Origin of the sequence: Myxococcus qinghaiensis (genome assembly GCF_024198215.1) — a bacterium.
In the GTDB taxonomy this organism is placed as follows: domain Bacteria; phylum Myxococcota; class Myxococcia; order Myxococcales; family Myxococcaceae; genus Myxococcus; species Myxococcus qinghaiensis.
In genome coordinates this window covers 205563-218886 of sequence record NZ_JAKCFA010000010.1, presented here as the reverse complement: position 1 = coordinate 218886, position 13324 = coordinate 205563, and the positions used below count along the sequence as shown (strand labels likewise).

Annotated in this window: 4 protein-coding genes; 1 reads left to right on the top strand and 3 read right to left on the bottom strand. The window is 66.9% G+C overall.

The window, feature by feature from the left end; translation table 11 throughout:
• Position 1: 1 nt before the first annotated feature.
• The 3 genes from LZ199_RS20760 to LZ199_RS20750 all read right to left on the bottom strand — a co-directional run bounded on the left by LZ199_RS20760 (position 2) and on the right by LZ199_RS20750 (position 10619).
• Positions 2-1981, bottom strand: coding sequence for a hybrid sensor histidine kinase/response regulator (locus LZ199_RS20760; protein WP_253995466.1), 1980 nt, complete (start codon positions 1979-1981; stop codon positions 2-4).
• A 113-nt stretch (positions 1982-2094) separates the two neighbouring features.
• Positions 2095-9261 carry a HAMP domain-containing protein gene (locus LZ199_RS20755; RefSeq protein WP_256569297.1) on the bottom strand — a complete coding sequence of 2389 codons (7167 nt, stop codon included), beginning with the start codon at positions 9259-9261 and terminating at the stop codon, positions 2095-2097.
• 467 nt (positions 9262-9728) lie between these two features.
• Positions 9729-10619 carry a hypothetical protein gene (locus LZ199_RS20750; RefSeq protein WP_253995464.1) on the bottom strand — a complete coding sequence of 297 codons (891 nt, stop codon included), beginning with the start codon at positions 10617-10619 and terminating at the stop codon, positions 9729-9731.
• 181 nt (positions 10620-10800) lie between these two features.
• Between LZ199_RS20750 and LZ199_RS20745 the strand changes: the two genes are divergently transcribed.
• Entirely contained in the window at positions 10801-13296 is a 2496-nt protein-coding gene (locus LZ199_RS20745) for a TonB-dependent receptor (RefSeq protein ID WP_253995463.1), read from the top strand.
• Positions 13297-13324: the final 28 nt, after the last annotated feature.

Sequence of the window (13324 nt, the reverse complement as noted above, 5' to 3'; positions counted from 1 at the left end):
GTCAGCTCGCCGTGCGCGTCCCGTGCTCGTGGTGCACGGCGCCGCCGGGGGACTCCGTCTCACGGGGCAGCCACACGTTGAACGTGGACCCCTGGCCCGGCACGCCCTGGGACTCCACCCAGATGCGACCGCCGTGCTGCTCGACGATGCCCTGGCTGATGGTGAGCCCCAACCCCAGGCCGCCGTACTTGCTGCCGTGCGCGCGCCCGAAGCGCTCGAAGATGAGCGCCTGCTTGTCCTTGGGAATCCCCACGCCGCTGTCGTTCACCGACAGGTGCACCCCTTCCTTCCCCTCGCGCACCAGTCGCACCAGCACCGCCCCACCCTCCGGTGAGTAGCGGATGGCGTTGGACAAGAGGTTCGTCAGCACCTGGTCCAGCCGACCCCGGTCCCACGTCCCCTCCAGGTGCTCCGGCGTCTCCACCTGGATTTCATGCCCCTGCGACAACACCGCCATGCGGTCCCGCGTCTCCTGCACCAGCTGGCTCAAGTCGAACTTCTCCAGCTCCAACGACAGCCGCCCCGCCTGCAGCCGGCTGATGTCCAGCAGGTCCTCCACCAGCTTCGCCATCCGGTCGATTTGCCGGTTGATGATTTTCAGCGACTTGCCCGGCCCCGCCTCCGTCTCGCCCCCCAGCTTCAGGAGCGCCAGGTGCGCGTGCCCCTTGGCCGCCGCCAGCGGCGTGCGCAGCTCGTGGCTCGCCGCCGCGAGGAACGCGTCCTTCGCCTCGCTCGCCAGCCGCAGCGCCGTCTCCGCCCGCTGCCGCTCGGTGATGTCGCGCGCCACGGAGATGAACCGTCCAGGCCCCTCCGCCGCGCCCACGAACTGGAGCACCACCTCCACCGGCACCTCGGTGCCATCCCGGCGCCGGTGCGTCGTGGAGTACGTCTGGCTGGGCAACGTCCCGCTCACCAGCGGCGCCAGCAACTTGCGGAACCCCGCCTCGTCGAACGCGCCCTCCACCTCCAGCACCGACAACCCCACCAGTTCGTCCGTGCTGCTCACCAGCTGCTTGGCCGCACCCGCGTTGGCGTACGTGAGCGTCAGCGAGTCCGGCGAGAACATCAGGACGCAGTCCAGCGTCGCGTCCAACGTCATCTTGAAGCGCCCCAGCGCCTCCTCCGCCCGCCGCTTGTCGTCGATGTCCGTGGCCACGGCAATCCAGCCCTGCACGTGCCCGGACTCGTCCCGCTCCGGCACCGCGCGCGCCAGATGCCAGCGATACACGCCGTCGAAGCGCCGCAGCCGGAACTCGCGCTCCACCCGCTGGGTGGAGCGGATGGCCGTCTCCCACGCCGAGCGCATCTCCTCCCGGTCCACCGGATGCACGAACTCCAGGAACGTGCTCAACGACAGCGGCTGCTCCTCGTGGATGCCCGTGTAGTCGCGCCCCGCCCGGTTGGCATACGTGAACGAGCCGTCCGCCCGCGCCGCCCACATGACTTCCGGCAGGGACTCCGTGAGCCGCCGGTAGCGCAGCTCGCCCTGCCGCTCCACCGCCTCGCGCTCGCGCTGGCGCAACATCGCCGCCTGGCGCTGGATTTGTTGTTCCTTGAGGAACAAATCCACGAAGACGCTGACCTTCGAGCGGAGGATTTCCGGGTCGAAGGGCTTGAGCAGGTAGTCCACCGCGCCGTGCGCGTAGCCCTTGAAGATGTGGGCCGCGTCGCGGCTGAGCGCGGTGAGGAAGATGATGGGGATGGTGCGCGTGCGCTCACGCTGCTTGATGAGCGTGGCCGTCTGGAACCCGTCCAGGCCCGGCATCTGCACGTCCATCAGGATGACGGCGAAGTCGCGCTGCAGCAGGAACTTCAGCGCCTCCTCGCCGCTGGTCGCCTTGACCAGCTCCTGCCCCAACGGCTCGAGGATGGCTTCCAGCGCCAGCAGGTTGGACGGGTGGTCGTCCACCATCAAGATGCTCGCCCGGGGACGGCTTGCGCCGTCCTGGGGGCGTTCGGAGATGTGTTCGCTAGGCGTCATTGAAATAGGAGCAAGGTATGCCCCACCGTTCACTGGCGGGACAGGCTAGGCGCGACCTCCGCTGTCCCCAAGCCCGGCGGTAACGAGTCGTGCGCTAACCATCATTCGACCTCTCAAGCCGACACCCAGAGACGGATGAGCTCCAGAAGCTTGTCCGTATCCACCGGCTTTGGCAGGTAATCACTGGCCCCCGCGGCCATGCACTTCTCCCGGTCGTCCTTCAGGGCCTTCGCGGTGACGGCGATGATGGGCAGGCTGGCGTACTTCACGTCCTTGCGGATGGCCCGCATGGTCTCGTACCCGTCCATCTCCGGCATCATCACGTCCATCAGGACAATGTCCACGTCGCGGTGCTGCTCGAGCGTCTCGATGGCCGCCCGCCCGTTCTCCGCGAAGACCACCTGCAGGCCGTGGTTCTCCAGCACGCTGGTGAGGGCGAAGATGTTGCGCATGTCGTCATCGACGACGAGCACCTTCTTGCCCGTCAGCTCCGTCTCCTGCTCGCTGCGCTGCGCCAGGGCCGCCCGCGCTCGCGGAGGCAGATTCTGGTCCAGCCGGTGCAGGAACAGCGCGGTGTCGCTGAGCAATTGCTCGGGGCTCTTCGTTCCGCTCTTGAGGATGACGCTGCCGGTGTAGCGGCGCAGGCGCGCGTCGTCCTTCGGCGTCAGCTCCTTGCCCGTGTAGATGACGATGGGCAGGTCGCGGAAGCGCTGCTGCGTCTTCACCTCCTCCACCAGCTTGATACCGTCCATGTCCGGCAGCAGCAGGTCGATGACGAGGCAGTCGAACTCGCCCTCCTCCAGCTTCTGGAGGACCTCCTGGCCTGTCGCCACCGCCGTGACGACGACGTCGCCGCCCTCGGCGAGCAGGCTGACCAGGCTGTTGCGCTGGACGTCGTCGTCCTCCACCAGCAGCAGGCGGCGCTCCTTGCGCTCCAGGAACTTCGCCAGCTGGTTGAACACCCGCTCCAGGCCTTCCTTGCTGACGGGCTTGGTGAGGTAGCCGAACGCGCCCTGGGCGTTGCCCAGGTGCTTGTCCATGACGCTGATGATGTGCACCGGGATGTGGCGCGTGCGCGGGTTGCGCTTGAGCCTGTCGAGCACGCTCCAGCCGTCCACGACGGGCAGCTGGATGTCGAGCGTCACCGCGTGCGGCTGGAACTCGTTGGCCATGGACAGGCCGGTGTCACCGCGCGTGGCGACCAGGGCCTTGAAGCCCTTCTCCCGCGCCAGCTGCACCATGATGCGGGCGAACTTCAGGTCGTCCTCGATGATGAGCAGGACGCGGTCACCCTCGCGGATGTGGTCCCGGTCGTCCTCCACCGCGAGCGGCGGCAAGAGCGAGTCCACCTGGGGAGGCGGCAGCGCCGCGTCCAGGACGTGCGCGCTCTCCGCGGCGGTGGGGGGCACCGGCACGGATGGGGGGACTTGCGGGAACAGGGGCTCCGAAATCGAGACGTGGGGCGCGCGCGACAGGGGATCGAGCGGCGCCGGCATGACCGGCATGCCGTCGTCCTCCGGGCCCACGTACTCGGGCGGCAGGTACAGCGTGAAGGTGCTGCCCTTGCGCGGCTCGCTGTGGACGTGGATTTCGCCGCCCAGCAGCTTGGCGATTTCGCGGCTGATGGACAGGCCCAGGCCGGTGCCGCCGTACTTGCGCGCGGTGGAGCCATCCGCCTGCTGGAACGCCTCGAAGATGAGGCGCTGCTTGTCCTTGGCGATGCCGATGCCCGTGTCCGTCACCGCGAAGGCGAGCACGAAGCGCGAGCGCTTGAGCACCTCGTGGTCCAGGCGCGTGCCCGGCTCGGCCAGCTTCACCGTCATCTTCACGCTGCCTTCGTCGGTGAACTTGAAGGCGTTGGAGAGCAGGTTCTTGAGCACCTGCTGCAGCCGCTGCGGGTCGGTGCGGATGTGGCGGGGGGCGCCCTGCGCCACCTCCACCGTGAAGGCCAGGTTCTTCTGGTCCGCGACGGGGCGGAAGCTCCGGTCGATGAACTGGTTGAGGTCCGACAGGACGATGTCCCGCGGCTCCACCTGCATCTTCCCGGCCTCCACCTTGGACAGGTCGAGGATTTCGTTGATGAGGCTGAGCAGGTCACCACCGGAGGCGTAGATGGTGTTCGCGTACTCCACCTGCTTGGTGCTGAGGTTGCCGTCCTTGTTGTCGGACAGCAGCTTGGCCAGGATGAGCAGGCTGTTGAGCGGCGTGCGCAGCTCGTGGCTCATGTTGGCCAGGAACTCGCTCTTGTACTTGGAGATGACGGTGAGCTGCTCGGCCTTCTCCTCCAGGCTGACGCGGGCGCGCTCGACCTCGTTGTTCTTCTCCTCGACGCGGCGGTTCTGCTCCTCGAGCAGCTTCGCCTTGTCCTCCAGCTCGCTGTTGCTGCGCTTGAGCGCGTCCTGCTGCTGCGTCAGCTCGCGCGACTGGCTCTGCAGCTCCTGAGTCAGGCCCTGCGACTGCTGCAGGAGCTGCTCGGTGCGCATGTTCGCCATGATCATGTTCAGGACCACGCCGATGCTCTCGGTGAGCTGGTCCAGGAAGATTTGATGGATGGCGCTGAAGGTGTGGAACGAGGCCAGCTCGATGACGGCCTTGACCTCACCCTCGAACAGCACGGGCAGGACGATGATGTTGAGGGGCGCGGACTCGCCCAGGCCGGAGGAGATGGTGATGTAGTCCGGCGGCACGTGGGTGAGCAGAATCGTCTTCCGCTCCAGCGCGCACTGGCCGACCAGGCCCTCGCCCAGCCGGAACCGGTTGGCGATGTGCTTGCGCTCCCGGTACGCGTAGGTGCTCGTCAGCTTGAGCACCGGCGTGCCGGAGTCGGTGTCCATCAGGAAGAAGGCGCCGTGGTGGGCGGAGACCAGCGGCGTCAGCTCGCTCATGATGAGACGGCTGACGGCGTCCAGGCTCTTCTGGCCCTGCATCATGCCGCTGAACTTCGCCAGGTTCGTCTTGAGCCAGTCCTGCTCCTGGTTCTTCTGCGTGGTCTCACGCAGGTTGACGATCATCTGGTTGATGTTGTCCTTCAGCGCCGCGACTTCGCCCTCGGCGACGACGGTGATGCTCCGGGTGAGGTCACCCTTCGTCACCGCGGTGGCCACATCCGAGATGGCGCGCAGCTGGCTCGTCAGCGTGCCGGCGAGCTGGTTCACGTTGTCGGTGAGCTGCCGCCACGTACCGCGCGCACCGGGCACGCGGGCCTGACCGCCCAGCTTCCCTTCGATACCGACTTCGCGGGCCACCGTGGACACCTGCTCGGCGAACGTGCCCAGCGTGTCCGTCATGTTGTTGATGGTGTCCGCGAGCGCGGCGACCTCGCCCTTCGCGTCGACGATGAGCTTCTGGGTGAGGTCACCGTTGGCGACCGCCGTCACCACGCGGACGATTCCGCGCACCTGGGTGGTGAGGTTGGAGGCCATGAAGTTCACGTTGTCCGTGAGGTCCTTCCACGTGCCGGCCACACCGGGCACGCGGGCCTGTCCACCCAGCTTCCCCTCGACACCGACTTCGCGGGCCACCGTGGACACCTGCTCGGCGAAGGTGCCCAGCGTGTCCGTCATGTTGTTGATGGTCTCCGCGAGGGCCGCCACTTCGCCCTTCGCGTCCACCACCAGCTTCTGCTTGAGGTCGCCGTTGGCGACGGCCGTCACGACCTTGACGATGCCACGCACCTGCGTCGTCAGGTTGCGGGCCATGAAGTTCACGTTGTCCGTCAGGTCCTTCCAGACGCCGGACACGCCGCGCACTTCCGCCTGCCCACCCAGCTTGCCTTCCGTGCCGACCTCGCGAGCGACGCGCGTCACCTCGGAAGCGAACGAGTTGAGCTGGTCCACCATGATGTTGATGGTGTCCTTCAGCTCCAGAATCTCGCCCTTGGCGTCGACGGTGATTTTCTTCGACAGGTCACCATTGGCGACCGCCGTCGTCACCAGCGCGATGTTTCGCACCTGCGCGGTGAGGTTGGAGGCCATGCTGTTGACGTTGTCGGTGAGGTCCTTCCACGTGCCGGCGACTCCGGGCACCGCGGCCTGACCGCCCAGCTTGCCGTCCGTACCGACTTCCTTCGCGACGCGAGTCACTTCGGCGGCGAACGCGCGGAGCTGGTCCACCATCGTGTTGATGGTGCTCTTGAGCTCCAGGATTTCGCCCCGCGCCTCGACGGAGATCTTCTGCGACAGGTCGCCGTTGGCGACGGCCGTCGTCACCTTGGCGATGTTGCGCACCTGGTCCGTCAGGTTGCCGGCGAGGACGTTCACGTTGTCGGTGAGCTCCTTCCAGACGCCCGCGACGCCGGGCACCGCGGCCTGACCGCCCAGCTTGCCCTCGGTGCCGACCTCCTTGGCGACGCGAGTCACTTCCGACGCGAAGCCTCGGAGCTGGTCCACCATCGTATTGATGGTGTTCTTCAGCTCCAGCACCTCGCCCTTCACGGAGACCGTGATCTTCTGCGACAGGTCGCCATTGGCGACAGCCGTCGTGACCTTGGCGATGTTGCGCACCTGGTCCGTCAGGTTGCCGGCGAGGACATTCACGTTGTCGGTGAGGTCCTTCCAGACGCCGGACACGCCCTTCACGTCGGCCTGTCCACCCAGCTTGCCCTCGGTGCCGACCTCCTTGGCGACGCGAGTCACTTCGGCGGCGAACGCGCGGAGCTGGTCCACCATCGTGTTGATGGTGCTCTTGAGCTCCAGCACCTCACCCTTGGCGTCGACGGTGATTTTCTTCGACAGGTCGCCATTCGCGACGGCCGTCGTCACCTCGGCGATGTTTCGCACCTGGGCCGTGAGGTTGTTGGCCAGCAGGTTCACGTTGTTGGTGAGGTCCTTCCACGTGCCCGCGACGCCCGGCACCTCCGCCTGCGCGCCCAGCTTGCCCTCGACACCCACCGTGCGGGCGACGTCCGTCACCTGCTGGGCGAAGATGGACAAGGTCTGCGTCATCGCGTTGATGGTCTCCGCGAGGGCGGCGATTTCGCCCTTCGCGTCCATGATGAGCTTCTGGGTGAGGTCTCCGTTGGCGACCGCCGTCACCACGCGCACGATGCCGCGCACCTGGCTGGTGAGGTTGGAGGCCATGAAGTTCACGTTGTCCGTGAGGTCCTTCCAGACGCCGGACACACCGCGCACTTCCGCCTGACCACCCAGCTTCCCCTCGGTTCCGACTTCCTTGGCGACGCGAGTCACTTCCGACGCGAAGCCTCGGAGCTGGTCCACCATGGTGTTGATGGTGCTCTTGAGCTCCAGCACCTCGCCCTTGGCGTCGACCGTAATCTTCTTCGACAGGTCACCATTCGCGACGGCCGTGGTGACTTCGGCGATGTTGCGGACCTGGTCGGTGAGGTTGTTCGCGAGCAGGTTCACGTTGTTGGTGAGGTCCTTCCACGTGCCCGCGACGCCCGGCACCACGGCCTGGGCGCCCAGCTTCCCTTCCACGCCCACCGTGCGCGCGACGTCCGTCACCTGCTGCGCGAAGATGGACAGGGTCTGCGTCATCGCGTTGATGGTGTCGGCCAGCTCGGCGACCTCGCCCTTGGCCTCCATCTTCAACCGCTGCGTCAAATCTCCGTTGGCGACCGCCGTCACCACCTTGGCGATGCCACGCACCTGGGTGGTGAGGTTGACGGCCATCACGTTCACGTTGTCCGTGAGGTCCTTCCACGTACCGGAGACACCCTTCACCTCGGCCTGACCGCCCAGCTTGCCGTGCGTGCCGACCTCGCGCGCGACGCGCGTCACCTCCGACGCGAACGAGTTGAGCTGGTCCACCATCGTGTTGATGGTGTTCTTCAGCTCCAGAATCTCGCCGCGAGCGTCGACCGTGATCTTCTTGGACAGGTCACCATTCGCCACCGACGTCGTCACCAGGGCGATGTTGCGCACCTGGGTGGTGAGGTTGGAGGCCATGCTGTTGACGTTGTCGGTGAGGTCCTTCCACACGCCGGCGACGCCCTTCACATCGGCCTGACCGCCCAGCTTGCCGTCGGTGCCCACCTCGCGCGCGACGCGCGTCACTTCGGAGGCGAAGGCGCGGAGCTGGTCCACCATCGTGTTGATGGTGTCCTTCAGCTCCATCACCTCGCCCTTCACGTCCACCGTGATCTTCTTCGACAGGTCGCCCTTGGCGACGGCCGTCGTCACGTCGGCGATGTTTCGCACCTGGGCCGTGAGGTTGTTGGCCATCAGGTTGACGTTGTCGGTGAGGTCCTTCCACGTGCCGGCGGCGCCGGGCACCTGGGCCTGGGCGCCCAGCTTGCCCTCGACACCCACCGTGCGCGCCACGCTCGTCACCTGCTGGGCGAAGACGTTGAGCGTGTCCGTCATGTTGTTGAGCGTCGCGCCCAGCGCGGCGATTTCGCCCTGCGACGGCACCATCAGCTTCTGGGTGAGGTCGCCGTTGGCGACGGCCGTCACCACCTTCACGATGCCGCGCACCTGAGTGGTCAGGTTGGACGCCATGAAGTTCACGTTGTCGGTGAGGTCCTTCCACGTGCCGGAGACGCCGGGCACCGCGGCCTGACCGCCCAGCTTTCCTTCCGTACCCACTTCGCGCGCGACGCGCGTCACTTCGGAGGCGAAGCCGTTGAGCTGGTCCACCATCGTGTTGATGGTGCTCTTGAGCTCCAGCACCTCGCCGCGCGCGTCCACCGTGATTTTCTTCGACAGGTCGCCGTTGGCGACGGCGGTGGACACCTCGGCGATGTTTCGCACCTGGGCCGTGAGGTTGTTGGCCATCAGGTTCACGTTGTCCGTGAGGTCCTTCCAGACGCCGGACACGCCCTTCACCTCGGCCTGACCGCCCAGCTTGCCGTCGCTGCCGACCTCGCGCGCGACGCGCGTCACCTCGGCGGCGAACGAGTTGAGCTGGTCCAACATCGCGTTCACGGTGGTGCCGATGCGCAGGAACTCGCCCTTCACCGGCTGGCCGTCGATTTCGAGGGCCATCTTCTGCGTCAGGTCGCCTTCGGCCACCGCCACCAGCACGCGCGCGACTTCCGTCGTCGGCTGCACCAGGTCGCCGATGAGCGCGTTGATGGAGTTCATCCCCGTCGCCCAGTCGCCGCGCACGTCGCCCAGCGACACGCGCTCGCCCATTCGGCCCTCGCGGCCGACGACGCGAGACACGCGCACCATCTCGTGCGTCATGGAGGAGTTGAGCGACACCACCGCGTTGAAGACGCGGGAGATGTCATCCATCACCGGCAGGCTGGAGAAGTCCGGCAGGCGCACGGAGAAGTCTCCGCCCTGCACCGCTCGCAGCGCGGCCAGCAGCGTCTGCATCGGGTCATCCCCTCGGATGCGCGTGCCGCCGCCGGGGGTCCTGGCGCCGCCCCCTCGGCCGCGCGATGCCTCGCCCCCCTGCCTGCCCGCGCCGTCGCCGGGGCGCGCTTCGCCCGCTCGGGTACGTGAGGCTTCCACGCGGTTGGCGGCGAGGTTTTCGCTGGAGCCCTGCGGGCTGGAGGCCGCTTCGCTCCGAGACTTGCGCGTCGGGGCGCGCTTCTTGCCGTTGGCGGTGGAGCTGGGAACCTTGGTGTCGTCCACGAGGAGAACCCTTCTGATCGGCGGGATGAACGCCGTGAGCTGTGTTTCACGACGGACGGGCCGGGGCTCGAATCTCCTGTGAGTTCGCGGGCTTGTCGATTCAAAGCCCACCCCGGCGGGGCGATTTGTCGGCTACTGGACTTCAAGGCGGGCATTCCGGACGCCCCGTGTGGAAACCACGGGACCCAGAGCCTTTGTGCAACATGTCAGGGCGGCGGCGCCGTGCAGGGAAAACCGTCACAGCCCTGCACATAGAGCGGCCGACCGGAGAGTCGGCGAGCAGGGGCCAGACTCCGATATTCCGGCGCCTTCTCCTGAACACCTGTGCGCACGTCGACCGTGAAGGACGGCGCCCCGGACGGTGCGCAGCCGATCAACAACCGCTCGGGTGCGTCCAGCCACCACACGGTCTCCACGGCGCAGGGAGAGGCCAGCTCGACGGGGGTGAGGGTGCGAGCGTCGAAGACCCGGAGCACGCCCTCGGAGAGCACGGCGGCCAGGATGCCGCCCGCGCCCACGGAGAGCCGGCTGGCGCTTCCGGAGACGAGCGTCTGCGCGAGCACCGTGCCGCCAGGGGACACGGCGACGAGTTGGCCGGAGTCATCCAGCGCCAGCATGCCGTGGGAGTGGCCAGCGAGGGCCACGGGCGCGAAGTCGCCCATGGGGCGAAGGGCCGCGCCGTCCTCGCGCAGCAGGCGGCCTCCGACGGAGAGCCACAGTCGGTTGTCCGCGTCGAAGGCCAGGGCGAGGGTGCCGGTGAGCTCCCTTCGGCTGACGAAGTCACCGGGGCCGCAGACGGCGACGGAGTGGGGGCCGTAGACGGCGGCGCGCGAGGCATCCGGGGAGACAGCCCAACCCAGCCGTGCCTCGGGGTGGGCCTGGGAGAGACAGTGGTTGAGGGCGCCGAAGTTCGGGTCCGTCGTCGGAGAGGACACGAGGTACGGCAGGCTGGTGCTGGCGACGTAGAGCAGGAGGCCCAGCGAGACGGCGGTGGCGAGGGTGAGGGGCCAGGGCCGGAGGCTGCGCGCACGGGTGTTCCTGGCGGACGCGCGTGCGCCCTTCCTTCCCGTGGTCACCGCGCTCTCGCGTCCACTCAAGGTGAGTCCTCGTGACAGTCCTGCCCCGGCCCTCGGCCTCACACGCATAGCGCCCGGACCGCTTCCGGGCCACCCACCCCGAGGGTGTTCGCAGCACAGCACGGAATCATCACGGGTGCCTGCCTGCTCCGTGCGGAAACCATGACCCAAGACGCTCGGGCCCCGTGGAAGGTTCTGGGGGATGCGGAACCTGACCGTGCTTCACGTCGTCGTCGGAGTCTTCTTGGGGATGGGCTGGACACCGAAGGCCTGGGCGGAGCCCACGGGCAACATCTTCGGCACGGTGATTGATGCCCAGAGCCGACAGCCCCTCTCCGATGTCGTGGTGACCGCTACCGCGTCCGAGCCTCGGGGTGAGTTCACTGTCGTCACGGAACTGGATGGTACCTACCGGTTCGAACCCCTTCCACCGGGCGTGTACGAGCTGCGCTTCGAGAAGGAAGGATTTCTACCGTTGAGGAGGGACTCGGTCCCCGCGCGAGCAGCGCGTGCCTTGCGCATCAATGCCAGCCTCCTTCCCGAGTCCTTTCGAGAGTTGTTTGAGCCCACTCGCGGCGAGTTCCCCCCAGTGGACACCGAGAGCACGGGTGTTTCCGAGACCCTCGACCACCTCGACACCGACCTTCTTCCCATCGCACGGCCCATCCCGGGCAGCGCGATGCGCTCGGTCGACAGGCTTCAGTCCTTGCGCTCGGAAGCAGTCGACACGAACCAGGGGCTCACACTCCTCGGCGCGAGTCCCTCGGAGAACGGATATGTGCTGGACGGCCTCTCCACCCAGGACGGCGTGTTCGGACGCAATGCCGTACCCCTGAGCCTGGAGCTGATTCAGTACAACTGGGGCGAGCTGCTGTTCCGTGGACGCCTTCCCCAATACGGCCGAGCCACGGGAGCCATCATCGATGCGGGGGAGAACAAATCCGGTGGCAATGAGTTCAACGGGTCCGTGTTCGCCCATTGGGCCACCGGCTTGCTCCAGGGGCGCCGGCCGCTCCAGGACGGTCCCCATGAGGTGATTGAGAACATGGGAGAGCTGGGCGCGGTCCTCTCCGGCGCCATCCTGAAGGACCAGCTCTGGTTCTCCCTGGGGCTGATTCCCTCGGTTCAGCGAGTGGAGAGCACACGCTCGCGGTCAGCCGTCCCCGAAGAGAACTCCCTCACCATTCACTCCGACCAACGAGAGGTCCAGGCCTTGGGTCGCCTGACCTACCTGTTCAACGCGGACCACAACACGACGCTGACGTTCATCACGATGCCCGCCACCCAGCGAGTGCATCAGGGGACGGCTGCTTTCGCACCCCGCACGCTGGAGCGAGACACCCTGCTGCTCGGACTCGGGCACCGCGGGGGGCTGTTGGACAAGGCGGTGTTGCTCGATATCGATGCGCGCTGGCTTCGACAACACTTCTCCCAGCGCCCTGCTCCCGCTGGGGACACGGAGACGAACACAGAGGGCCTCGACTGTGGCTCCACGCTGTTGGCGCTCTACACCCAGTGCGGAGGAGACCAGGAGCACGAGACGAATCAATTCCAGGTCCGTGGGTGGGCCCACTATCGAAAGTACGGCGCCCTGGGAGTCCAGGCGCTGCAGCACACCGTGAAGGTCGGGCTCGACGCGGAGTGGCTGGTCCACGATGCGGTACAGAGGGCACCTGGTGCTCAACGCCGGACTCCGCGTGGCCTCCAGGCAGAGGCCCCGAGCATTGTGACCCGCACGCATCGAGACATGGTGGGTGGCTTCGTCCAGGACTCCTGGATGTACTCCTACATTCTGACCCTCAACGTCGGCCTTCGTTACGACCTGCAGCGGCTCGCGCCATCACACGGGGAGGCACGTGCCGTCAGCCACGCGCTCTCGCCTCAATTGGGCGTCGTAGTGGACCCCTTCGGCCGTGGCGAGATGCGCCTCTTCGCGCACTACGGCAAGTATCGCGGGCAGGCGCTGCTCGGACTGCTCCTCCCCGATGCCTCGGGCGAACAGGTTCGCGAGGTGGAGGTGGACCCGCACCTGTCACCCACCTCCACCAGCGAGGTCACACTCGGTGCCGACGTGGCGGTACTGAGCGAAACAGTCTTGAGCGTGACCTATGTCTACAAGGAGTTGGATACGGGGCTTGGACTCGTGAGCGACCAGGAAGGCGATGCATGGCGGCTCGTCAATCCCGGCAAGGGGTTGGGCTCCGACCTGCCGAAGCAGGAGCAGACTCATGGCGCGGTGACGTTCCAACTGGCACGAACGGTCATGGACGACTGGGTGGGACAGGCCAGCTACACGTGGTCACGCTTCGGCGGCGGTCATGAGGATCCGCTGAACCGCGTGCCGAGGGGGGCGGCCGCCGTGGCACGGCATACCCATGTCCTCAAGGCGTTCGGGGCAAGGCGGCAACGATTGACCCCGACAATGTGGGCCCACCTGGGCGTGGCCTATGTCGCTGCATCGGGCGCACTCGAGGCAGGACAGCGGGCATCCACGCCTTGGCTGCATGTCGTCGATGCACGGCTCGGGGTGGACTATCGATTCGAGGGCCGGAAGGAGATGTCCTTCGACATCGATGCCTTCAATCTCTTCAACATCCAGGCGGCCCCCCGGATGCCCCCGAGCAGTGAAGGTCGCACCGAGGCCCTGGAGCATCAGCCTCCGCGACAGGTGCGCCTCGGCGCGCGGTACAGGTTCTGAGCCCTGGCTTCAAGACTGGCCTGAGGGC

Bases quoted from the DNA above. Each gene is read 5' to 3' on its own strand.
- LZ199_RS20745 (WP_253995463.1), top strand. From the start codon at position 10,801: ATGCGGAACCTGACCGTGCTTCACGTCGTCGTCGGAGTCTTCTTGGGG.
- LZ199_RS20760 (WP_253995466.1), bottom strand. From the start codon at position 1,981: ATGACGCCTAGCGAACACATCTCCGAACGCCCCCAGGACGGCGCAAGC.
- LZ199_RS20755 (WP_256569297.1), bottom strand. From the start codon at position 9,261: ATGCAGACGCTGCTGGCCGCGCTGCGAGCGGTGCAGGGCGGAGACTTC.